The organism is Gammaproteobacteria bacterium, from assembly GCA_016200485.1.
Lineage (GTDB): Bacteria > Pseudomonadota > Gammaproteobacteria > Tenderiales > Tenderiaceae > JACQEP01.
Genome location: JACQEP010000020.1, coordinates 1 through 22,765 on the forward strand (window position 1 = coordinate 1; position 22,765 = coordinate 22,765).

At 52.4% G+C, this 22,765-nt stretch carries 21 protein-coding genes and 1 tRNA gene; 15 read left to right on the top strand and 7 right to left on the bottom strand.

Annotated elements, in window-relative coordinates:
* Positions 1-788: 788 nt before the first annotated feature.
* From HY272_12515 to HY272_12530, 4 genes are all read left to right on the top strand, one after another.
* On the top strand, positions 789-1,325 hold the full coding sequence (locus HY272_12515) for a transposase (GenBank protein MBI3773509.1): 537 nt from the start codon (positions 789-791) through the stop codon (positions 1,323-1,325).
* A gap of 195 nt (positions 1,326-1,520) precedes the next feature.
* Positions 1,521-3,137 (top strand): NAD(P)/FAD-dependent oxidoreductase, encoded by a 1,617-nt coding sequence (locus HY272_12520; GenBank protein ID MBI3773510.1) that lies wholly within the window; start codon positions 1,521-1,523, stop codon positions 3,135-3,137.
* Positions 3,138-3,417: 280 nt separating this feature from the next.
* The gene (locus HY272_12525; protein MBI3773511.1) at positions 3,418-4,155 is read left to right on the top strand and encodes a ParA family protein; all 738 of its coding nucleotides are present in this window, start codon (positions 3,418-3,420) and stop codon (positions 4,153-4,155) included.
* A 451-nt stretch (positions 4,156-4,606) separates the two neighbouring features.
* The gene (locus HY272_12530) at positions 4,607-5,173 is read left to right on the top strand and encodes a hypothetical protein (protein ID MBI3773512.1); all 567 of its coding nucleotides are present in this window, start codon (positions 4,607-4,609) and stop codon (positions 5,171-5,173) included.
* A gap of 96 nt (positions 5,174-5,269) precedes the next feature.
* Here HY272_12530 and HY272_12535 read toward each other — a convergent pair whose 3' ends face one another.
* A complete protein-coding gene (locus HY272_12535; GenBank protein ID MBI3773513.1) occupies positions 5,270-5,848 on the bottom strand; it encodes a cytochrome b/b6 domain-containing protein in 579 nt (192 codons plus the stop codon).
* Positions 5,849-6,080: 232 nt separating this feature from the next.
* Between HY272_12535 and HY272_12540 the strand changes: the two genes are divergently transcribed.
* Positions 6,081-6,566, top strand: coding sequence for a DUF4442 domain-containing protein (locus HY272_12540; protein ID MBI3773514.1), 486 nt, complete (start codon positions 6,081-6,083; stop codon positions 6,564-6,566).
* Positions 6,567-6,585: 19 nt separating this feature from the next.
* Here HY272_12540 and HY272_12545 read toward each other — a convergent pair whose 3' ends face one another.
* Entirely contained in the window at positions 6,586-7,146 is a 561-nt protein-coding gene (locus HY272_12545; protein ID MBI3773515.1) for a GspH/FimT family pseudopilin, read from the bottom strand.
* A gap of 11 nt (positions 7,147-7,157) precedes the next feature.
* Positions 7,158-8,348 carry a pyridoxal phosphate-dependent aminotransferase gene (locus HY272_12550; protein ID MBI3773516.1) on the bottom strand — a complete coding sequence of 397 codons (1,191 nt, stop codon included), beginning with the start codon at positions 8,346-8,348 and terminating at the stop codon, positions 7,158-7,160.
* 301 nt (positions 8,349-8,649) lie between these two features.
* Between HY272_12550 and HY272_12555 the strand changes: the two genes are divergently transcribed.
* From HY272_12555 to HY272_12565, 3 genes are all read left to right on the top strand, one after another.
* Positions 8,650-8,973, top strand: a complete 324-nt coding sequence (locus tag HY272_12555) for a cupredoxin domain-containing protein (GenBank protein MBI3773517.1) — start codon at positions 8,650-8,652, stop codon at positions 8,971-8,973.
* Positions 8,974-8,977: 4 nt separating this feature from the next.
* The gene (locus tag HY272_12560; GenBank protein MBI3773518.1) at positions 8,978-9,805 is read left to right on the top strand and encodes an FTR1 family protein; all 828 of its coding nucleotides are present in this window, start codon (positions 8,978-8,980) and stop codon (positions 9,803-9,805) included.
* A gap of 73 nt (positions 9,806-9,878) precedes the next feature.
* Entirely contained in the window at positions 9,879-10,577 is a 699-nt protein-coding gene (locus tag HY272_12565) for a hypothetical protein (protein ID MBI3773519.1), read from the top strand.
* A gap of 71 nt (positions 10,578-10,648) precedes the next feature.
* On the opposite strand, the gene HY272_12570 is transcribed toward HY272_12565, so the two are convergent.
* From HY272_12570 to HY272_12585, 4 genes are read right to left on the bottom strand one after another with little or no spacing between them, the layout of a single operon-like run.
* Positions 10,649-11,830 (bottom strand): alanine--glyoxylate aminotransferase family protein, encoded by a 1,182-nt coding sequence (locus HY272_12570; protein MBI3773520.1) that lies wholly within the window; start codon positions 11,828-11,830, stop codon positions 10,649-10,651.
* Between the two features lie 30 nt (positions 11,831-11,860).
* A complete protein-coding gene (gene glcF, locus HY272_12575) occupies positions 11,861-13,072 on the bottom strand; it encodes a glycolate oxidase subunit GlcF (GenBank protein ID MBI3773521.1) in 1,212 nt (403 codons plus the stop codon).
* A 4-nt stretch (positions 13,073-13,076) separates the two neighbouring features.
* The gene (gene glcE, locus HY272_12580; GenBank protein MBI3773522.1) at positions 13,077-14,141 is read right to left on the bottom strand and encodes a glycolate oxidase subunit GlcE; all 1,065 of its coding nucleotides are present in this window, start codon (positions 14,139-14,141) and stop codon (positions 13,077-13,079) included.
* Positions 14,141-15,616, bottom strand: coding sequence for an FAD-binding protein (locus HY272_12585; GenBank protein MBI3773523.1), 1,476 nt, complete (start codon positions 15,614-15,616; stop codon positions 14,141-14,143). The genes glcE and HY272_12585 overlap by 1 nt, the downstream gene beginning before the upstream one ends.
* A gap of 168 nt (positions 15,617-15,784) precedes the next feature.
* Between HY272_12585 and uvrB the strand changes: the two genes are divergently transcribed.
* The 7 genes from uvrB (at position 15,785) to pheS (ending at position 22,431) form a co-directional block, all read left to right on the top strand.
* Entirely contained in the window at positions 15,785-17,809 is a 2,025-nt protein-coding gene (uvrB, locus tag HY272_12590; protein MBI3773524.1) for an excinuclease ABC subunit UvrB, read from the top strand.
* 222 nt (positions 17,810-18,031) lie between these two features.
* A tRNA-Val gene (locus tag HY272_12595) sits at positions 18,032-18,108 on the top strand.
* 63 nt (positions 18,109-18,171) lie between these two features.
* Entirely contained in the window at positions 18,172-20,085 is a 1,914-nt protein-coding gene (gene thrS, locus HY272_12600) for a threonine--tRNA ligase (protein MBI3773525.1), read from the top strand.
* 11 nt (positions 20,086-20,096) lie between these two features.
* Complete coding sequence (infC, locus tag HY272_12605; GenBank protein ID MBI3773526.1) at positions 20,097-20,627, top strand: translation initiation factor IF-3; 531 nt, start codon at positions 20,097-20,099, stop codon at positions 20,625-20,627.
* 52 nt (positions 20,628-20,679) lie between these two features.
* A complete protein-coding gene (gene rpmI / locus HY272_12610; protein MBI3773527.1) occupies positions 20,680-20,877 on the top strand; it encodes a 50S ribosomal protein L35 in 198 nt (65 codons plus the stop codon).
* A gap of 22 nt (positions 20,878-20,899) precedes the next feature.
* Positions 20,900-21,253: a 50S ribosomal protein L20 gene (rplT, locus tag HY272_12615; protein ID MBI3773528.1), complete on the top strand. Its 354-nt coding sequence runs from the start codon at positions 20,900-20,902 to the stop codon at positions 21,251-21,253.
* A 161-nt stretch (positions 21,254-21,414) separates the two neighbouring features.
* The gene (pheS, locus tag HY272_12620; protein ID MBI3773529.1) at positions 21,415-22,431 is read left to right on the top strand and encodes a phenylalanine--tRNA ligase subunit alpha; all 1,017 of its coding nucleotides are present in this window, start codon (positions 21,415-21,417) and stop codon (positions 22,429-22,431) included.
* Positions 22,432-22,765 lie beyond the last annotated feature (334 nt).

A 22,765-nucleotide genomic window follows, 5' to 3' on the forward strand; every position in this document is an offset into this window, starting at 1 on the left:
TAGGGCGGGAGGCCAATCTACAGCACAGGCTCTGGTTAAAAACCAGTCCTCAGGAGCGGACGGCCTTCCCGGTGAAGCGTGTAATCTTACTTAACCTCCTCAACAACATTTTCATTAAAATCGATCATACAAGGATGCGGTGAGGAACGAACCGCATCAATCGCGGACGATGCAGTTCACTGCGTTCACCACATCCTGCGTGCTGCCCGAACATTTGCATTGTGTGATTGAATTGCCGTCTGGTGACGCAGATTTTGCCACTCGCTGGCGACTAATCAAAATGGAATTTTCAAAGTCATTGCCAGTGACGGAACGAAGATCGTCTGTACGCGTTAAAAGAGGCAAGCGGGGATATGGCAACGGCGATTTTGGGAACATTTGATTTGCGATGAGGCTGATCATCGTGCGCATATGGATTATATGCATATCAACCCGATAAAACATGGCTTGGTAACGCGGGTGCACGACTGGCCGTATTCCACGTTTCACCGTTTGGCCGAGCAGGGAGTGTATCCGCATGATTGGGCGGGCAGCGATGAAATTATACTTAAGCTATTAGGATTGACATCCGGCGCAATGTCCTTTGAGGCTGTGAAAGTATTTTCTTCGAATTTATACTATAGGCTCGCTCACAGGGATGTTATGACAGATGGCACAAAGACAATATAAACACGGAGAAACCCGTAGCCAATCAACATTGTTCCCTGTAAGTCTGGATGAATATCTATCTGAGGCAAATCCAGTTTCGTAGGTCGGGTTAGCGTAGCGTAACCCGACATGGTTTTGAGATGAGATATCGGCGTGCATTTGTTTCTGGTTGTTCTTTCTTTTTCACTGTGGTGACGGAGCAACGGCGGCCGTTGTTGGTGTCCCCGGAGGCAGTGAACATTCTGCGTATGGCTTTCCGGGTGGTACGGTCGACCCACCCATTCGAGGTAGATGCGATTGTGATTCTGCCCGATCATTTGCATTGCATCTGGACGCTGCCACCAGGCGATGCGGATTTCGCGACACGCTGGCGTCTGATCAAGACATGGTTCACCAAGCATTGCGACCCGGCATCGCGCATGATGCCGAATCGTGCGCGGGTGACGAAGGGGCAACAAGCGATATGGCAGCACCGTTATTGGGAACATGCGTTGAAGAACGATGCGGATTTTTCCAGGCACGTTGAATACATTCATTTCAATCCTGTGAAGCATGGCTATGTGTTATCTGCGATCGAATGGCCGCATTCCAGTTTTCGGCGCTATGTCAAAGATGGGGTGTATTTGGCGGATTGGGGGCAGGAAACAATGGGTTTCGATGGGGTGGGGCGCGAATGATATGTGTGGATTGTCGGGTTACGCTGCGCTAACCCGACCTACGATACTATAGTCCGGCTCGATGGTGTAAAAGTGGATACTTTCACAGTCTCTTCGGTTATTGCGTACGGGTTCTTGCTGGGCGGGACAGGGTTCCCCTGAAAGGGTAAAATAACCTACTTTCCTTAATCCCCATGGCTGACTACAAACCCTTCGATGTTGCGACTCACAGAAATCAGACTGCCCCTTGACCATGCGCCGGATGATATCCGGTTGGCGATCCTTAACCGGTTGCAGATTACGCCGGAGGCGTTGCATGGCCACACTGTTGCCCGTCGCGGTTTTGATGCACGCAAGCGGAGTGATATTGTCTTTGTCTATTCGCTGGATGTTGAGGTGGCGGATGAGGCGCAGCTGTTGCAGCGCTTCAGCAATGATGGTCACATCAAACCGACGCCTGATACTGACTATAAGTTTGTTGCGCACGCGCCAGCCAATCTCAAGACACGGCCAGTGATCATCGGTACTGGCCCGTGTGGTTTTATGGCCGGGTTGTTGCTGGCGCAGATGGGGTTCAAGCCGCTGATCCTGGAGCGGGGCAAGGAGGTACGGCAGCGCACCAAGGATACCTGGGGGCTGTGGCGTGATCATAAACTTAATACTGAGTCGAACGTGCAGTTTGGCGAGGGCGGGGCGGGTACCTTCTCTGACGGCAAGCTGCACACGCAGATCAAGGACCCGCGCCATCTGGGGATGAAGGTGTTACGTGAGTTTGTGAAGGCAGGTGCGCCGGAGGAGATTCTCTACATCAGCAAGCCGCACGTCGGCACCTTCCGTTTGGTGGGCATGGTGGAGAAGATTCGCGAGGAGATTGTCAGCCTCGGCGGTGAGTTCCGGTTTGAGAGTCGTGTGACTGATATCGAGATCGACAATGGCCAAGTGTGCGGTGTGGTGCTGGCCAGCGGTGAACACATCGCGAGTGATCACGTCATACTCGCCATCGGCCACAGCGCCCGCGATACCTTTCAAATGCTTTATGAGCGTGGCGTTTATATCGAGGCCAAACCCTTTTCGATCGGTTTTCGTATTGAACATCCACAAGCACTCATCGACCAGTGCCGTTATGGTGAGTTTGCCGGGCATCCCGGCCTCGGTGCGGCCGACTACAAACTGGTGCACCACTGCAAGAATGGCCGCAGCGTATATAGTTTCTGCATGTGCCCCGGCGGTACGGTGGTGGCCGCCACTTCCGAAGAGGGACGTGTGGTCACCAATGGCATGAGCCAGTATTCACGCAACGAACGCAACGCCAACAGCGGTATTGTGGTCGGCATCACGCCGCAAGATTTTCCCAGCGATCACCCGCTGGCGGGTATTGAGTTACAACGTGAATTGGAGTCGCGTGCGTTTGTGTTGGGAGGCAGTAATTACGATGCGCCGGGGCAATTGGTGGGTGACTTCCTCAAGGGCAAGCCATCCACTGCAATCGGCAGTGTCCTGCCTTCCTACACACCGGGTGTGCATCTCACCGATCTGAGTACGGTGTTGCCTGATTATGCGATTGAAGCGATTCGCGAAGCGCTACCGGCCTTCGAACGACAGATCAAGGGCTTTGCCATGTACGAGGCGGTGCTCACGGCTGTTGAGTCACGCACCTCATCGCCGGTGCGTATCAAACGTAATCGCAATGATTATCAGAGCCTCAACACCAAGGGTTTGTATCCTGCGGGTGAAGGGGCAGGGTACGCCGGGGGTATTCTTTCTGCTGCGGTGGATGGTATTGAGGTGGCGGAGGCGGTGGCGTTGAGTATGGTGGCGAAATCCGGCGCGTGAGATTGAGTGTGACGCGACAGGTTTAGAACATAGAGTGGGGGGGCAACATAAACGTTTGTGGGGGTGAAAATGGCTCATGCGGCACGGTTATGTTGTGAACGAATTGATAGAGGTGTCGTTGATTGGCGACATTATTTGATGGCAAGTTGTTGCCTTTTGAAGACATATTTTATTCTTGCGCCACAGGCGCATTCTAAATGCCAGTTTGTTGGTTGTAATGACTTCTTCGGCATGTTATTTCTAGCCGGACTTCTAGGGTTTTGGTGGAATGGTATAGCGTATGCGTAAGATTATTGTGATGAATGCTAAAGGTGGATGTGGCAAGACGACCGTTGCTACCAATCTTGCCAGCCTCTATGCGGCACATGATTATAAAACTGCACTGCTTGATTATGATCCACAGGGGTCGAGCAGTGCCTGGTTAAAACGCCGTTCAGAAGTTGTGGCCGCCATTCATGGCATCGTCGCATATCAGTCATCGGGTTGGAATTCAACTCGCAGCTGGCAAATGCGCATGCCTCATGAAATCGAACGTGTCATCGTCGATACGCCTGCGGCGATTAAGAGTATTGATGTGCCGGGTTATCTTAAGGATGTGGACACTATTGTCGTTCCAGTGTTGTCATCCGTGATCGACGTGGAGGCCAGTATCCCCTTCATTCGTGAAATAATGAGAGTAATAAAGATGCGCTCATCACAGGCAGAGTTGGTCGTTGTAGCCAATCGTGTCAGAGTGCGTACCGATGACCTGCAGATGATGGCCGAGATATGCGCCGATATAGAAGTCCCGCTAGTGGGGCATTTGCGTGATAGCGTCAACTATCTTCGGTGCACCGATATTGGTTTGGGTGTTCATGATCTGCCGATTGGAAGGGCGACGCTTGAGCGTCGTGCACTGACTGAGCTGGTAACGGCCATCGATACCGATTTTGAGCATATGTTGCTTGCTGGAGGCAACAGGCAGAATGGTGTCGACGCCATGGGCAAGATTGCCCTTTCGATCCCTCTGCAAGCATAGACGGTAAATATTTACCGCCGACAATGACTATTCCTTCCACAAGTGATCACACTCCGTAGGCCGCGTTTCGAAGGGTTCGTGAACAACATTCGTTTCGTATGCAAAATGGAGAACGTCCCTTATTCAATGAAAGCCCACGTGGGCGTAAGCGGCGTAATATTGGTGGCCTTTGGTTGGGGGTTTGTGGGTGCATAGTTGGTTGACGCTTGGTTATGCGCTCATACTCTTTATTTTCTTCGATATCAATTCACTCTGGGAAGAGCGATGGCCAAGGGAAAAATCCCCCGGTTATGTTGCTTACAAAAACCGAGTGCAGAAGCTGATTCCATTCGTTTATTGATCTGTGTTTGGCAACCATTCGTAGCTGACTTAGGTAGTGTACAATGATAATGTTTTTGTTTGAATGCAGGTAATTTTTATAATGGAAAGCCGACCATCTAAGGAGGGATTTATGTTGGTAACTACGCCTAGGTTAGTAATTTTATTTATCGCAACGACATTGGCCGGTTGTGGCAATGTTCCCTATGATCCTGCCACTACTACTGATGCGACGGCGCCACGTGTGGCTTTGCGTGTGGATAACGCTCAACCAAGCCCGGTAGAGGTGACAAATTTTATTCCGGGAGCGTTGCAAAACAAAAATGCAATCGCCAATCCGAATGCCAATATCCAGTTGTTGGGAACGGCGGCTGACGATGAAAGCGGGATTAAGGAAATCAAGCTGAGTGTTACGCGTACTGTTAAATTCGTGGCTTCAAATGGGGGGCTGGCTGACGCTTATTTGGGTACCAAGGTAGTGGATACGCGAACATTTTCCTTGAATAATGGTCAAGCGCCTACGTTTGGTGCGATTCAGAGTAATGTTAAACCGAGTGATGAGTTTGTGTTCCAAAATGCAAATGGTAACACCGTTACCGGTGTGGGCGTCGTTCTGGAATATAATGTGGAAGCAAAGAATTTTGCTGGCAAGATGAGTTACACGGATAGGCTAGTCGTCAGCTCCGGGCAATTGCAATAACTTTATCTATCCAGGTAACTAAAGTGGTTTCAAATCTATCTTTTTCCGGTTTCTGATGGTTGTATCGGGCGCGATAATCGCGCCCGATAGCAGCGTTTAGGGTTTTAGATTGAACATGTCTTGCACATTGCGATGACCAGCGCGCATGTGCATGAGGCCGAGTGCGATATGGCTGCCCCAGTAGATCCAGACAAAGGTGGATATGAATTCGTGGATTCCGGCAAAGAATTCGACGGTAGCGTCGGGTTTGCCGGTTTCTGGAAAGATCACAAACAGTACGCCACCAGTCATGGCCATGACGGTGACGGCGAGAAAGCCGAGGCCGTGTACCAGCCCTGGCAGACCACCGCGCGGACCACCTTCCGGCAGTTGCTTGTGTGAGAGTTGATGCAGGTCTTTTTTAACGTCTACCCAGCCAGCGCCACCCCAGGGGAAAAGGCGAGCTAAGCCGCCATCCACTTGGCTGCTCAGGCTCCAGGCCCAGTGGGCGAGGACGATCAATAAGGCGGCGAGGCCGATGACTTCATGTGCTTCCATGGCGGCGCGGGCAAGGGCGCTGGCGGATTCTTCATCCGGCGGTTCCATGATCAGGCTAATAGCGAGTTGTAGTGTGATGGTGAGGGCGAGTCCTAAGTGTAACCAGCGGGTTTGGATACTCCATTTATCTTGCGTCATGTAATCTATCCTTTTCTATGTGCCTGAATTTTTCTTAATGATTGTTAAAAAACATTCAAATATTAACAATCTGACTCAATATATATTTTAATTAAACCATGCCGATTACTTATCCGCACGCTTAATTAAAGGATGATACAAATTCCACTCAAATTTAACGGCTGATCGATATGGTTAATGGTTGTTAACAGGATTTTTAGGTTCATGATCCAGTACTTGATGAAGGGGCTTTATGTTGGCGCAATTGTTACGCAGAAGGGCAACACAACTTCCGATTGGGGTCATTCAGTGGCTGGCTAATTGGTGGTCGCCATTTCGTGGTGCCGGGATTAAGATTCGTCATGTTGCGCCTGACTACCGTTTGATTGAAGTGGAGATGGGACTGCGCTGGTTCAACAAGAACTATGTGGGGACTCACTTTGGTGGTTCGCTGTATGCGATAACGGATCCTTTTTTAATGATGATGCTGATCAATAATCTGGGGCCTAACTACATTGTTTGGGATAAGGCGGCGAAAATCGATTTTAAAAAGCCGGGACGAGGTACGGTGCGTGTTTGTTTCCAACTCGACGCGGATGAAATTCAGAAGATAAAGTCCACGGCGGATGCGCAGGGAAAATATGTGTTTGACCGGGTGGTGAATGTGGTCGATGAGTCCGGCGAAGTGGTGGCAGAGGTGGTGAAGACCCTTTATGTGAGGCGACGGGAAAACATTTAGATTATGTTGTGTTCGTTAATTAAACGGCTGTTGCACACTGGGTGCTGTCCTTGCTGGGTTCGGTGCGAATTCTGCCGGGTGCGGTGAATGCGACGCGGGTGATGCCTGCGGAATTGCAAAGATAAAACGAGCCGTTTTGGCCGTTGGGTTTGCCATCGGCTTCAAAAAGTACATGGTCTGTACTAACACCGGATTTTTTGAGATTGATCGTAGTGTTCTGCGTAAGTGGACCGTGGTGACGAACGATGGTTTCATCGTTATTCAGTTGATGGTTGCCATCGATGTCGCGAAACACGATCCAGCCTTGATGCCAGTCGGTGTTGGATTCACAGTTCTGACCGTTGCTGCTTTTACAGATTGTGGCCGGTTGACCGCTGCGGATGGCTTCGCTGCGGGTGAGGTTGAGGTCGGTAATCAGATCGTTGGTTTCAACAGTGAGGCGATTACCGGCGATCAGCTGTTGCATGGCGGGTACACCGATCGTGACCAGGATAGCGGTGACGGCGAGGGTGATCATGAGTTCGATCAGGGTGAAGCCGGAGATTCGCAGTAAATTACGAGTGGCGAATCTCCGGTTCATAGATCACCTGATTAAGCGTTGCCGAGCGCTTTTTTCAGGCGCCGCATGGCTTCGGCGAGGACATCGAGGCCGGTGGCGTAAGACAGACGCAGATGGCCGGGAGCACCAAAGGCAGAACCAGGCACCAATGCGACGCCTGCTTCCTTGAGTAAATATTCGGCCAGGGCGATGTCATCGTCGATGCCTTCGCGGCTGTTGATCACGCCGTGCATCGACGGGAAGGCGTAGAAGGTACCGTCCGACGGCAAGCAGTGTACGTCTTGAATTGAGTTCAGTTCTTTGAGTACGAAGTCATGCCGCTCTTTGAATGCCTTGATCATGTCATTCATGCAGCCTTGATCGCCGTCGAGCGCGACCTGGGCCGCAACCTGGGAGATCGAGGTTGGATTGGACGTGCTTTGTGACTGGATCTTGTTCATGGCCTGGATCAGTGGCTTGGGGCCGCCGGCGTAACCGATGCGCCAGCCAGTCATAGCATAAGCTTTGGAGACGCCATTGAGGACGATGGTGCGTTCGTAGAGATCCGGACAGACGTTGAGGATGTTCACGAACGGCTCAGCGGTCCAGATGATGTGTTCGTACATGTCATCGGTGGCGATCAAGACGTGCGGGTGTTCGCGCAGCACTTCGCCCAGCGCGGCCAGTTCAGCGCGGGTGTAGGCGACGCCGGTCGGGTTGGACGGGCTGTTGATGACGAACAGCCGGGTATTCGGAGTAATCGCGCGGTCGAGCTGCTCTGGAGTGATCTTGAAGCCTTGATCGATACCCGCCTCGATGATGACGGGTACGCCATCGGCCAGCAGCACCATGTCCGGATAGGAGACCCAATACGGCGCCGGGATGATGACCTCGTCGCCGCGGTTGAGCAGGGCCTGGGCCAGGTTGAAAAAGCTTTGTTTGCCGCCGCAGGAAACCAACACCTGCCCGCTGTTGTAATCCAGGCCGTTATCGCGCTTGAATTTACGGATGATAGCTTGTTTCAGCTCCGGGGTGCCGTCGACGGCGGTGTATTTGGTAAAACCCCGGTTGATCGCATCAATGGCGCCGGTTTTGATGTGGTGCGGGGTGTCAAAATCGGGTTCACCGGCCCCGAGGCCAATGATGTCCTTGCCGGCAGCCTTGAGTTCAGCGGCACGGGCGGTGACGGCCAGAGTAGGGGAGGGTCTAATGCTTTGTACCCGATTGGAAAGTTTGATATTCAAGCCAGGTTCCTCGAGAGGATATTTTGTCAGAGTAAACAGCGGATTTTACTCGATTGCCCCGGTGTCCCGGAATCCCTGCCGCAATAAAAAGTTTTCAATCATTTATTAAATCAAGAATGTTGTGCGGTGAAGCGAACCCCCACGGGGGACTGGGCTGCGTTGAGCTCAACGCGGGGGCGGATGGTCATCTCATTTCTTGTTAGGAGATGTGGGTATTGGATGTCGAAAGATAGTTGACAATCTAAATACGAATCGTTATCGTTTAGTTTAAGAGTATAAACTGTGATAATGGAGATAAATAATGAAATTGAAATCCCTTTCCTTAGTTTTATTGGCGTTTCCAGTGTCCGTTTGGGCAGCTGATGCAGAGATACTGTTAACGATTAAAGATCATCGTTTCGAGCCGGCGGAGGTTCGCATTCCGGCGGATAAAAAGATCAAGCTGGTGATTAAGAATTTGGATGCAACACCGGAAGAGTTTGAGAGCCATGATCTTAATCGGGAAAAGGTGATCACTCCCGGCGGCAAGGTGACGATTTTCATCGGACCGCTAAAGCCCGGGAAGTATCCGTTCTATGGCGAATTTAACCAGGACACCGCGCGCGGCGTGGTAATCGCGGAGTAGGCCTATGTTGGGTTCAGCCGTCATTGTTTTTCGCGAGACACTGGAAGCGGCATTAATCATGGGCATTATCGCTGCGGCGACACGCGGATTGTTGGCACGTAATCGTTGGTTAATTACGGGGGTGGCTGCAGGGATCGTGGGTTCGCTCATCGTGGCATCGCTCACCGGGCGTATTGCCGAGCTTGCCGAAGGTACGGGGCAGGAGTTGTTCAATGTGACTGTGCTTGGCATTGCGGTGGTGATGCTGGCCTGGCACAACATCTGGATGACGCGTCACGGGGCTGAATTGGCCCGTGATGCCAAGCGTTTGGGAAGTGATGTTGTGTCAGGCGCGCGCGAGATGTCGGCGTTGGGACTCGTGGTTGCCTTGGCAATTCTGCGCGAGGGTTCGGAGACAGCGCTATTTATGTATGGAATGCTTGCCGGTGGAGAACAATCGATGGGTTCTGTGCTGGCGGGAGGTGCCCTTGGTCTCTGCGGCGGCGTACTGGCGGGGTTTGGATTATATGTCGGCTTTCTCCGGATTCCGGTGAAATGGTTTTTTACTGTCACCAGCGGCTTGATCTTGTTGCTGGCGGCCTCCATGTCGAGCCAAATTGCAAAATTCCTGGTGCAGGCGGATGTTCTTCCAAGCCTTGGTAGCCCGATTTGGGATATGTCAGGCTTGCTTTCCAACGATACCCTATTGGGGACGCTGCTTCATGCCCTTATCGGTTACGAAGCAGCGCCTGCAGGAATGCAAGTTGTGTTTTATGTCACTGCGATAATTCTAATCCTGCTCGGGATGCGAATTAGCAGGCCACGCTCTTTGGCGATACCTGCTACTCAATAACTAACTATTCAATAACAGCAAAGGAAATTTTATGAATGCACGAAATTATGCGCTCTTAGGAGGCGCAGGGGCTTTGCTTGTCTCGCAATGGGTAACTGCGGGGCCATCCGACTACGTCTATACACCGCTGGTGGTACAGGGCGAGCGGGAAATCGATTTCAAAATGGGTACGTCGAATATGGACGGCGCGCCACGTACCTCCGCCGCTAATATCGGATTAGGTTATGGCGTTAATGAAAGATGGTTTAGCGAACTCTATCTCAAATACAAGCGCCAGAATAACCAGGGTACCCACTATGATGCCGTGGAGTGGGAAAATAAATTTCAGTTAACGGACATCGGTGAGTATCCGGTTGACGTGGGGCTAATCATCGAAGTTGAAAGGCCCACCGATCATGCTGAGGGTTGGGAGGTTAAATGGGGGCCATTATTTCAAACACAATTGGGTAAGGCTCAGCTTAATGCCAATCTTTTATTCGAGCGCAGTTACCGCAGCGAATCGCCGAGTGAAACTGAACTGCTTTATCAATGGCAGGCGAAATACCTCTGGACACGATCGCTGGACTTCGGGGTTCAAGGTTTTGGCGAAGTAGGAAAATGGGATCATTGGGAACCGGCGAGTGAACGCTCGCATCAGATCGGGCCAGCGATATTTGGAAAGCATTTGCTGGGCGGTCGCAAGGTCATTCAATACAACGCTGCCTGGTTGGTAGGGACCAATTCGATTTCGCCGGACAATACGTTCCGTATGCAAGTGGAATATGAGTTCTAAATTCGACTGTTCTGGAATGTGAAGCAAAAAGGCCCGCAACTGCGGGCCTTTTACAGCAAGGAAGAGATCGGCTATCCCGCCAACACCTTCTGAGCAGCGCCAACGGCGACGCCGTGTTGGATTGGGGCGTTGACCCGGCCGAGGACATCGTCAATCGCGTTCAGGCAAAGCAGCACATTGCGCATATTACAGGCGTGCCCCATCAGCCCGAAGCGCCAGACCTTACCCGCCATGACACCAAGACCAGCGCCGATTTCGAGCTGATAGTCGTTGAGGAGGGTGGTACGAACGGCGGCATCGTTGACGCCATCAGGGATGGCAATCGCGTTCAGTTGAGGCAGACGTTCTTCAGGATGAACGATAAACTTTAACCCCATGGCTTCAAATCCGGCGCGTAGCGCTTGATGATGTTTTGCGTGGCGAGCCCAGGCGTTTTCCAGGCCTTCTTCCTGCAACATCACCAACGCTTCATGCATACCATAAAGGGCATTGATCGGTGCGGTGTGATGATAGGTGCGCTTGGTTTCACCGCTCCAGTAACCAATGATCAGATTCAAATCCAGAAACCAGCTCTGGACTTTACGCTGACGTTTCTTGATTTTTTCCAGTGCCCGGTCGTTGAAGCTGACAGGTGACAAACCTGGGGTACAAGAAAGACATTTTTGGGTGCCTGAATAAATAGCATCAATGTTCCATTCATCTACTTTCAGTGGCGTGCCACCGAGCGAAGTCACCGCATCAACGATGGTGAGGCAGTCGTATTTATGCGCGATTTCTACTAATGTTTTAGCATCGGATTGAGCGCCGGTCGAAGTCTCGGCATGGACAAAGGCGACGAGCTTGGCATCGCGATTGGCCTTGAGCGCATCTTCCAGTTTTTGTGGACTCACGGCGCGACCCCATTCGTCTTCCACCATGACGGCGATACCGCCGGCGCGTTCGACATTTTCCTTCATCCGTCCGCCGAAGACGCCATTCTGGCAGACAACGACTTTGTCACCCGGTTCGACCAGATTCACAAAACAGATTTCCATCCCGGCGGAGCCAGGAGCGGAAACCGGCATGGTCAGTTCATTTTTGGTCTGAAATGCATATTTCAACAGTGTTTTGACTTCATCCATCATGGTGACGAACATCGGATCAAGATGGCCGATGGTGGGGCGGGCCATGGCGGCGAGTACGCGTGGACTGACATCGGAAGGACCGGGGCCCATCAGGGTACGTTGCGGCGGATAAAAAGATTTAATGCTCATAGTGGTTCCTCAGCTATTGATTTAAGTGATTTAAAGGGTATCCAGCAGTTCAATCCAATGCCTTACCGGTAACTGACTGGCGGTTTCCAGATGCATTTGACAGCCGATGTTGGCTGTGGCGATCAATTCGGGTTGATGCGTTGTTAACGCCTCCAATTTGTTATGCAGAAGTTGTTGCGATAATTCAGGTTGTAGCAGGCTATAGGTACCGGCGGCACCGCAACACAGGTGATTATTGGCGACGGGTGTCAGCGAGTAACCGCAACGTTGTAATATACTTTCAACGACACCGGAAAGTTTTTGCCCGTGTTGCAGTGTGCAGGATGATTGGTAGGCGACACGCCTGCCTCTGCCGATGCTGGCAATTTTTGTTAGATCTTGGTCGCGCAGAATTTCACTGATGTCCCGTGTCAGAGAACTGATTCTTGCCGCTTTGAGACCGTAATCAGGATCATCCTTTAGTACATGGGCGTATTCCTTAACCATCAGGCCACAACCGCTGGCCGTCATGACGATGGCTTCAACACCGTTTTCAATAAATGGCCACCAGGCATCAATGTTGCGGCGCATCATCTGTTTGGCGGTATCGAGATCAGAGCTATGTTGATTGAGTGCGCCACAGCAGCCTGCATCTGGGGCAGTGATGAGTGAAATGCCAAGTTTATCCAGCACGCGGGCGGTCGCGGCATTGGTGTTAGGGGCGGTAAGCGGTTGCACACAGCCTTGTAGCACCAACATGCGGCGCGAGTGGTGGTTTTTCGGCCAAATGATAGCTGGTTTTTTGACAGGTATCTTATGTTTAATCGATGCCGGTAATAATGGCCGTATGATGCGTCCCAGCTTGAGTGCAACATACATGCGTGAGGTATGAGGCAGAACCGAAAGCATGGCCTGACGCATAAATTTATCGCCCATTGAGCGTGGCACTTTTTGTTCAACCAGATTGCGGCCGATCTCGATCAGTCGGCCGTATTTGACACCGGAAGGACAGGTGGTTTCACAGGACCGGCACGTCAGGCAGCGATCCAGATGGGTACGTGTTTTGTCGGTGACAGGCTTGCCTTCCAATAATTCCTTGATGAGATAAATGCGTCCGCGAGGACTGTCGAGTTCAGTGCCAAGCAATTGATAGGTCGGGCAGGTGGCAGCGCAGAAACCACAGTGAACACAGGCGCGCAAAATGTCAGCCGCTTCAGCAACACCGGGTGTTTCCAGCATGATTGGGTCAATTGATGTCTGCATGGTGTTATATGGTCGCGTACATGCGCCCCCGGTTGAAGATCGAGTGTGGATCAAAAGACGCCTTGATACGTTGTTGCAGCGCGTGCATGGCCGGTGCCAGAGGCTGAAAGATTTCGCTATGCCTGTCGCCGCCACGGAACAGTGAGGCGTGGCCACCATTTTCGTGCGCCGTGTCGCGAATCAACTCGGATGCCGTGTCACTTATCAACCAACGTTGTGCGCCACCCCAATCCGGGAGCCAATCACCGATGATAGCTAAAGGTGGGGTGGCGGGTTTAACTGCCAGTCGCCACAGCGGCAGCTGCCGCTTAAAGAAAGGCAGCTCATGTTCACGTAGTTGCTGCCAGAAATGATGGGCGTCATGGCTGATGTCGCCACGCAGTTTGCGTTGTGCTTCTTTAACTGCCTGTTCACTGCCTGATATTCGCACATAACAGTGGCCAGCGTAGTAGCAGGCGCCATCAATCGGCAACGATTGGCTTAACAAACCACTCATGTAGTGTATGGCATCCGCTTGATTACACTCATACACAAGGGTGACCGATGCGGCGGGACGCGGTAACACCTTGAGACTGATTTCAAGCAGGATGCCAAGCGTACCAAAGGCACCTGCCATCAGGCGAGAGAGATCATATCCGGCAACGTTTTTCATCACCTTGCCGCCAAACTGTAGAATTTCAGCTTTACCGTTTAGAATTTTGCAGCCAAGCACATAGTCGCGGCCTGAGCCAGCATAAGGGCGACGTGGTCCGGAGAGGTCGCTGGCAATGGTGCCGCCGAGCGTTGCGTTGTTACCGAAGTAAGGTGGCTCAAAGGCCAGCATCTGATTTGATTCGGCGAGGGTACGCTCGATTTCTGAGAGCAGTGCGCCACTGCGCGCCGTTAACACCAATTCGCGCGGGTCGTAATCAATAATGCCGCGATGGTTGCTTACATTGATGGGTTCTCCGTAAGATTCGCGGCCAAGGAATGTTTTGCTGCCACTGCCTACGATGCGCAGTGGTTGTTTTTGTTCTATACCTATCTGAACCTGGGTTTGTAACAGTTCGCTGATGCTGAAATCGGCCATCATAAGCGCTCCAATTCAGGATGTTTTAACTGGCCGTGATGCACATGCATGGCGCCAAATTCGGCACAGCGGTGCAGGGTGGGTACGGCTTTGCCGGGATTGAGCAAACCTTCAGGATCGAAAGCAGCCTTGACCGCATGAAACTGCGCCAGTTCAGCGCGGCGAAACTGCACGCACATTTGATCGATTTTCTCGATGCCAACGCCATGTTCGCCGGTAATGGTGCCGCCGACTTCGACGCAGAGTTCAAGGATGCGGTGACCAAACTCCTCAGTACGCGCCAATTCGCCCGGACGATTGGCATCAAACAAAATCAAAGGATGCAAGTTGCCATCGCCTGCATGAAAGACGTTGGCGACCGCCAAGCCATATTCTCTGGATAATTCGCTGATGCTTTGTAACACCTTGGGCAATTCGCGGCGAGGAATGGTGCCATCCATGCAGTAATAATCCGGAGAGATGCGGCCAACGGCGGGGAAGGCGGATTTGCGACCCTTCCAGAATATCTGACGCTCGGTTTCGTCACGCGCGGTGCGTACTTCGGTAGCGCCACTTTGGTTAAGCACATTGCGCACGGCCATGATGTGTTCCGAGACTTCGGCATTGGTGCCATCGAGTTCGCAAAGCAGAATAGCCTCAGCATCGCGCGGATAACTGGCATGGACGAAATCTTCTGCGGCTTGAATCGCCAGCCGGTCCATCATTTCCAATCCCGCAGGAATGATTCCGGCGGCAATGATCGCACCTACGGCCTCGCCAGCCTTGGCGATGTTATCAAACGCTGCCAATATGACCTGCGCGCGTTCAGGCCGGGGTAATAATTTGACAGTGACTTCCACAATCACACCGAGCATGCCTTCGGAGCCGGTCATCAGCGCCAATACGTCGTAACCTGGAGAGTCCAGCGCTTCACTGCCAATGGTGAGTAATTCGCCGTCGACAGTCACAATTTTAAGTTGCAAGACATTGTGTACCGTCAGACCGTATTTCAAACAATGCACACCCCCCGAGTTTTCCGCGACATTACCGCCGATGGTGCAGGCAATTTGTGATGACGGATCAGGTGCGTAATAAAGGTTGTGCGGCGCAGCGGCCTCGGAGATGGCAAGATTGCGGACCCCAGGTTCGACCGTGGCGAGGGTGTTGGTGGGATCAATACTAATGATGTGTTTGAATTTGGCCAGACTCAGCAACACGGCATCCTCGCGGGGCAGGGCACCGCCTGACAATCCCGTGCCCGCGCCACGCGCAATGACGGGTACATGTGCTGCATGACACAAGCGCATGATGGTTTGCACCTGAGCCACGGTTTCCGGTAGTACCACCACCCTCGGCAAACGACGATAGACCGAGAGCGCGTCGCACTCGAATGGGCGCAAATCCTCAGGGTCAGTGAGTACCGCTTCTTTGGGCAACAATGCGTGTAATGCTTTGATCAATGCCGCATGCTGGTTCTGCTCGGTTTCCAGGTTCACGCCCTTGTCCGTAGGTTAATAACTGAGTGCTAGGGTGGGGATTGTTATCTCAATAGCCTTAAAAGGTCAATTCCAGGGCGCGAACATCGGGATTTAAAGTATAATTATCGGTTATTTCACGCGTTATCAATGAGGTTGCCGTGCCGCGGGCAGGTAGCAATAAGCGCAATGACTCAGCTTTTTAAATTACGTTCCCCGTTCCAACCCTCCGGTGACCAGCCCACGACGATAGCGACCCTGACTGAAGGTTTGCAGGATGGGCTGGCGCATCAGGTCTTGCTGGGGGTGACGGGCTCGGGCAAGACCTACACCATCGCCAATGTCATCAATCAAATTCAGCGGCCGGCGCTGGTGCTGGCGCCCAACAAGACGCTGGCGGCACAGCTTTACGGCGAAATGAAAGACTTCTTTCCGGAAAATGCCGTTGAGTATTTCGTTTCTTACTACGATTATTACCAACCCGAGGCCTATGTGCCATCGACCGATACCTTCATTGAGAAGGATTCGGCCATCAATCAACATATCGAGCAGATGCGGCTCTCCGCCACCAAGGCGATCCTGGAGCGGCGCGACACCGTCATCGTCGCCAGTGTGTCGGCGATTTATGGTTTGGGTGATCCGCGCGCCTATTTGAGTATGGTGTTGCATTTGTCGCGTGGCGACAAGGCGGATCAGCGCCAGATTCTACGGCGGTTGGCGGATTTGCAATACACGCGCAACGATATTGATCTGGTACGCGCTACCTATCGTGTCCGTGGTGAGATCATCGATATCTTCCCGGCGGAATCCGATCGCGAGGCGGTTCGGGTGGAGTTGTTCGATGATGAAATCGAATCGCTTGCCCATTTTGATCCCCTCACCGGCGAGGTGATTAAACGTGTGCCGCGGGTGACCATCTTCCCGAAATCGCACTATGTCACGCCGCGTGAGACGATTCTGGCGGCCATCGAAAAGATCAAGGATGAATTGCGCGAGCGTCTGAATCTGTTGCGCGATGCCAACAAATTGCTGGAAGCCCAGCGGCTGGAGCAACGCACCATTTTTGATATCGAGATGATGCTGGAGTTGGGTTATTGCTCAGGCATTGAAAACTATTCCCGGTATTTGTCTGGCCGCGAGACAGGAGAGCCGCCACCGACCTTATTTGAATATCTGCCCAAAGATGCAGTGCTGGTGATTGATGAAAGCCACGTTACCGTGCCGCAAATAGGTGCAATGTATAAGGGCGACCGCTCGCGTAAAGAAACACTCGTCGAATACGGTTTTCGTTTACCGTCGGCACTGGATAACCGGCCGCTCAAATTTGATGAGTTTGAAAAACTGTCGCCGCAAACGATTTATGTTTCCGCCACGCCGGGGTCATATGAGCAGCAACATGCCGATCAAGTGGCTGAACAGGTGGTGCGTCCTACCGGATTGGTCGATCCTGAAATCGAAATTCGACCAGTGGCGACGCAAGTGGATGATCTTTTATCTGAGGCACATAAGCGTACCAAGGTGAATGAGCGGGTCCTGGTGACCACGCTCACCAAACGCATGGCCGAGGACTTGACCGAATATCTGGATGAGCATGGCGTACGAGTGCGCTATCTGCATTCCGACATCGATACCGTTGAGCGTGTCGAAATTCTCCGCGATTTTCGTTTGGGCGAGTTTGATGTCCTGGTTGGTATCAACCTGTTGCGTGAAGGTTTGGACATTCCAGAGGTTTCATTGGTCGCGATCCTCGATGCCGACAAGGAAGGCTTTCTGCGTTCGGATCGGTCGTTGATTCAAACCATCGGCCGCGCCGCGCGTAATATCAATGGCCGGGCGATTTTATATGCCGACAAGATGACCGGCTCGATGCAGCGCGCTATTGATGAAACCGATCGCCGCCGCCGCAAACAGCAAGCCTACAACCAGGAACACGGCATCACGCCCACGAGCATACAGCGCAAAGTCAGCGACGTCATGGAGGGCGCCTATTCACACATCCCCGGCGATCCCCGCCAATTCGCCAAGGTGGCGGAGGAAGTGGCCGCGTACGCGGGGCTGTCTGGCGAACAGCTCAATAAAAAGATCAAACAGCTCGAACAACAGATGTTCAAACATGCCCAGGATCTGGAGTTTGAAGAGGCGGCGCGGGTGCGGGATGAAATCAGAAAAATCCAGGAGCGGGCGATGGGGCTGGCGCCGCACGGGGTGGGATGAGATGAGAGCTAAAAATCCAACGCGGAGGCACAGAGGCGCGGAGAAAACCAATATAGAGATGGTAGGGCAGCTTCGAGCTTTCGCGGCAGTCTGAGAATGGTTTGTGCTGCTTGGGAATAGCTTTTCTTTGCGCCTCTGTGCCTCCGCGTTGGATCCTGGATCTCGCGTAGTGAGATAGCCCTTGCAATATGGCCCGATAATCGTTAGATTACTGCGCTTTACAGGCGCGTAGCTCAGCTGGTTAGAGCACCACCTTGACATGGTGGGGGTCGTTGGTTCGAGTCCAATCGCGCCTACCATTATTCAAAACACCGCGCCCGTCGCGGTGTTTTTGTTTGAACCGGGTAATCAGGACACGACATATGCCAGTCATAACCTTGCCGGATGGTAGCCAAAGAACGTTTGATCACGCTGTAACCGTACACGAGGTTGCGGCCAATATTGGTGCCGGTTTGGCCAAGGCCGCCCTCGCGGGCAAGGTCGACGGCAAGCTGGTCGATACCTCTTACAAGATCGAGACCGACGCCAAGCTCGCCATCGTCACCGAGCGCGATGCCGAGGGGCTGGAGGTCATTCGCCATTCCACCGCCCACCTGCTGGCGCAGGCAGTCAAACAGCTCTTTCCTGAGGCTCAGGTGACTATCGGCCCGGTGATCGAGGACGGTTTCTTTTATGATTTTGCCTATCCGCCGGGTTTTAGCCCCGAGGACATGGCCAAGATCGAACAGCGTATGATCGAGCTGGCCGAGAAAGATATCCCGGTCGAGCGTTCGGTGCTGTCACGTGAAGACGCCATCAAATTCTTCCGCGAACTGGGCGAGGAATACAAGGCCCGCATCATTGAAGATATTCCCCATGGCGAGCAGCTGTCACTTTATCGTCAAGGTGATTTCATCGATCTCTGTCGTGGCCCGCATGTGCCCAGCACCGGCAAGCTCAAGGCCTTCAAGCTGATGAAGTTGGCCGGAGCCTACTGGCGCGGCGATTCCAATAACGAGATGTTGCAGCGCGTCTACGGCACCTCCTGGACCAGCAAAAAGGACCTGAGCGCCTATTTGCAGCGTCTGGAAGAGGCCGAAAAGCGCGACCATCGCCGCCTGGCCAAGCAGCTGGGCCTGTTCCATACCCAGGAAGAGGCGCCGGGGATGGTGTTCTGGCATGACAACGGCTGGCGCGTCTACCAGGAGATAGAGCAATACATACGCCACAAACTGCGTAATCACGGCTATCAGGAAGTGCGGACCCCGACCATCGTCGACCGGTCCTTGTGGGAAAAGTCTGGGCATTGGGAGAAATTTCGTGACGGCATGTTCGTCACCGAGTCCGAAAAACGGATGTTCGCCATCAAACCGATGAATTGCCCCTGCCACATCCAGATTTTTAACCAGGGTTTGAAGAGTTACCGCGACCTGCCCCTGCGCCTGGCCGAATTTGGCTCCTGTCACCGCAACGAGCCCTCCGGTACCCTCCATGGTCTGATGCGGGTGCGTGGCTTTACCCAGGACGACGCCCATATCTTCTGTACCGAGAACCAGATCCAGAGCGAGGTCTCAAGCTTCATCGACCTGCTGTTCGATACCTATGCCGACTTCGGATTTACTGATGTCCTGATCAAACTGTCGACCCGTCCCGAGAAGCGCGTAGGTGCGGATGAGGTCTGGGATAAAGCCGAGCACGCACTGGAAAAAGCTTTAAATGACAAAGGGTTGGAATGGGATCTTCAACCTGGTGAAGGTGCTTTCTACGGTCCAAAAATTGAATTTTCATTAAAGGATTGCCTCGGTCGCGTCTGGCAATGCGGCACTATCCAGGTCGATTTCAATATGCCGGGGCGTCTGGATGCCGAGTATGTCACCGAAGAAAGTGGCCGCGCCGTGCCGGTGATGCTGCACCGGGCCATCCTCGGTTCGCTGGAGCGGTTCATCGGGATTTTGATCGAACATTATGCCGGGGCCTTCCCGTTATGGCTGGCGCCGACCCAGGTGGTGGTCATGACCATTACCGAGCGCCATGACCCTTTTGCCAAGGAATTAGCCCAAATTCTCAACCAAAATGGCCTCAAAGCCAGAACGGACTTGAGAAATGAGAAAATAGGCTTTAAAATTCGCGAACATACATTGCAGAAAGTGCCCTACCTGCTGGTCCTCGGGGATCGAGAAGTGGAGCAGCGGAGTGTATCGGTGCGGACGCGCCGTGGCGAAGATCTTGGCAGCATGACAATAAATGCCTTGCTTGAACATCTCAACGCCGAAGTTGCGCGTCGCGGCAAAGATTGAATTTTGGAGGAATAAGTATAACTGTGGAAAAAAAGGCTCGCGTCAATGACGAAATCAACGTGCCAGAAGTTCGTGTCATTGGTGCTGATGGGAATATGGTGGGGGTGTTGTCCGTCGAGAAGGCTTTGCAATTAGCAGTTGAAGCAGAGTTGGACTTAGTGGAAGTGGCACCCACATCGAAGCCGCCTGTGTGCCGGGTCATGGACTACGGCAAATACTTGTTCGAAGAGAGCAAGAAAAAACATGCGGCAAAACGAAAGCAGAAACAGATCCAGATCAAAGAGGTGAAGTTTCGTCCCGGTACTGAAGAAGGTGATTATCAGGTGAAGTTACGTAATCTGATTCGTTTTCTTAGCGATGGCGACAAGGCAAAAATTACCTTGCGTTATCGTGGGCGCGAAATGGCTCACCAGGAATTAGGTATGCATCTGTTGAAGCGAATAGAGGCTGATCTCGCTGAAGTTGGTCAGGTCGAGCAGTTTCCAAAAATGGAAGGACGGCAAATGGTCATGGTGTTGGCACCCAAGAAAAAGGTCGCTTAGGCGAACTTACCACTGACGTCGATTTAACTTTAATGAAGTTGGAGAAATAAAAATGCCAAAACTGAAATCAAATCGATCCGCAGCAAAGCGGTTTAAGGCGAATGCCTCTGGACGGTTCAAATGCCGTCAGGGATATCGCAATCACATTCTGACGAAGAAGAGCACCAAGCGTAAACGTCACCTGCGCAGCCCCGCGCTGATTGCCAAGGTGGATACGCCGTCCGTTCGTCAAATGTTACCGTACGCTTAAGCGAGTTCAGGAGTAAAGAGTCATGCCAAGAGTTAAACGTGGTGTAACTGCGCGTGCGCGTCACAAGAAGGTGATCGCTCAGGCCAAGGGTTACAAAGGTCGTCGCAAGAATGTTTATCGCGTCGCTGTTCAGGCCGTCATGAAGGCAGGTCAATATGCCTATCGTGACCGCCGTCAGAGGAAGCGTCAGTTCCGTGCGCTGTGGATCGCCCGTATCAACGCCGGTGCGCGTGAGTGCGGTCTTACCTATAGCCGCATGATTAACGGTTTGAAGAAGGCCGCTATCGAAATCGACCGCAAGATCCTCGCTGATCTGGCGGTGTTCGATAAAGCCGCCTTCAGCGCCCTGGTAGAAAAGGCCAAGGCCTGCCTGTAATCCAGGCCCTTGAGCGCCTGGCGATGGATGTCATCGTGGGCGTAAGGGGATAGAGGTTTGCAAAGGGGAAGGCTGGGCCTTCCCCTTTTTAGTTTAATGAAGCGGCCGATATAATGCGGCATGTAAAGTCATTAGCCATCGTTCCGGGATAAGGAGCACCAGTGCAGGATTTAACAACACTCCTCAATGAGGCCAGTAGAGCGGTTAGTGCAGCCAGTGATTTGGCGGCCTTGGATCAAATCCGGGTGCAATTTCTGGGCAAAAAAGGGGAGTTAACCCAATATTTAAAACAATTGGGTGATTTGCCAGCCAACGAACGGCCCAAGATTGGCCAGGCAGTGAACGAGGCCAAAGAGGCGCTACAGGCTCAGCTTAATCAGCGGCGCACGGTGTTGGAAATGGCAGCGCTCGCGACGCGATTGCATAAGGAAAAGATTGATGTGACCTTACCGGGGCGCGGCCAGGAAACCGGGGGCCTGCATCCTGTCACGCGCACCTTGCAACGAATTGAAGAATATTTCACGCGTATTGGTTTCAAGGTGGCCGAGGGACCGGAGATCGAAACCGATTTTCACAATTTCACTGCGCTTAATATTCCAGAAAATCATCCGGCGCGGGCGATGCATGATACCTTTTATGTCAGGCCCGGTATCTTGCTGCGTACTCACACATCCCCAGTTCAGATTCGCATAATGCAAAATAATCCGCCACCGTTACGCGTGATCGCGCCGGGGCGGGTTTATCGTTGTGATTCTGACGTGACACATACCCCGATGTTCCATCAAGTCGAAGGTTTCATGGTCGATGAGAACGTTACCTTTGCCCACCTGAAAGGTTTGCTGCATGACTTTCTGCGCAACTTTTTCGAACAGGATTTGAAGATTCGTTTTCGTCCGTCATATTTTCCATTTACCGAACCTTCAGCTGAGGCCGATATTCAGTGCGTCATCTGTCAAGGTAAGGGCTGCCGTGTTTGTAAAAATACCGGCTGGCTGGAAGTGCTGGGTTGCGGCATGATCCATCCGCAAGTCTTCGCCAATGTCGGTATCGATAGCGAAGCTTATACCGGCTTTGCCTTTGGTATGGGCGTCGAGCGGTTAACGATGTTGCGCTATGGCGTCAATGATTTGCGATTATTTTTCGAAAACGATCTTCGCTTTTTGCGGCAGTTTCGTTAACTTGAGAATACAAAAATCCAACGCGGACGAGCGCATGGATGCGCGAGGTAGGGCAACGCATGGAGCAGTTGCCGAGGCGCAGAGACGCGGAGAAAAGCAAAAATTAACGCTGCTATTAGCCTGGCATTTAAAATATGCCAAAGTGATGCCCAAAGGCCTACGAAGATCAATGAGTAGCCGGAGAGTTGATAGCGAATGTTTTTTCTCGTATTCCTCTGCGTCTTTGCGCCTCGGCAACTGCTCCATGCGTTGCCCTACCTCGCGCATCCATGCGCTCGTCCGCGTTGGATTTTTAGGTTTTTTACCAAGAGTCAGTAATACCACCGTCAAAATA

Bases quoted from the DNA above. Each gene is read 5' to 3' on its own strand.
- HY272_12515 (MBI3773509.1), top strand. From the start codon at position 789: ATGAGATATCGGCGTGCATTTGTTTCTGGTTGTTCTTTCTTTTTCACT.
- HY272_12520 (MBI3773510.1), top strand. From the start codon at position 1,521: ATGTTGCGACTCACAGAAATCAGACTGCCCCTTGACCATGCGCCGGAT.
- HY272_12525 (MBI3773511.1), top strand. From the start codon at position 3,418: ATGCGTAAGATTATTGTGATGAATGCTAAAGGTGGATGTGGCAAGACG.
- HY272_12530 (MBI3773512.1), top strand. From the start codon at position 4,607: ATGTTGGTAACTACGCCTAGGTTAGTAATTTTATTTATCGCAACGACA.
- HY272_12535 (MBI3773513.1), bottom strand. From the start codon at position 5,848: ATGACGCAAGATAAATGGAGTATCCAAACCCGCTGGTTACACTTAGGA.
- HY272_12540 (MBI3773514.1), top strand. From the start codon at position 6,081: ATGTTGGCGCAATTGTTACGCAGAAGGGCAACACAACTTCCGATTGGG.
- HY272_12545 (MBI3773515.1), bottom strand. From the start codon at position 7,146: ATGAACCGGAGATTCGCCACTCGTAATTTACTGCGAATCTCCGGCTTC.
- HY272_12555 (MBI3773517.1), top strand. From the start codon at position 8,650: ATGAAATTGAAATCCCTTTCCTTAGTTTTATTGGCGTTTCCAGTGTCC.
- HY272_12560 (MBI3773518.1), top strand. From the start codon at position 8,978: ATGTTGGGTTCAGCCGTCATTGTTTTTCGCGAGACACTGGAAGCGGCA.
- HY272_12570 (MBI3773520.1), bottom strand. From the start codon at position 11,830: ATGAGCATTAAATCTTTTTATCCGCCGCAACGTACCCTGATGGGCCCC.
- glcF (MBI3773521.1), bottom strand. From the start codon at position 13,072: ATGCAGACATCAATTGACCCAATCATGCTGGAAACACCCGGTGTTGCT.
- glcE (MBI3773522.1), bottom strand. From the start codon at position 14,141: ATGGCCGATTTCAGCATCAGCGAACTGTTACAAACCCAGGTTCAGATA.
- uvrB (MBI3773524.1), top strand. From the start codon at position 15,785: ATGACTCAGCTTTTTAAATTACGTTCCCCGTTCCAACCCTCCGGTGAC.
- thrS (MBI3773525.1), top strand. From the start codon at position 18,172: ATGCCAGTCATAACCTTGCCGGATGGTAGCCAAAGAACGTTTGATCAC.
- rpmI (MBI3773527.1), top strand. From the start codon at position 20,680: ATGCCAAAACTGAAATCAAATCGATCCGCAGCAAAGCGGTTTAAGGCG.
- rplT (MBI3773528.1), top strand. From the start codon at position 20,900: ATGCCAAGAGTTAAACGTGGTGTAACTGCGCGTGCGCGTCACAAGAAG.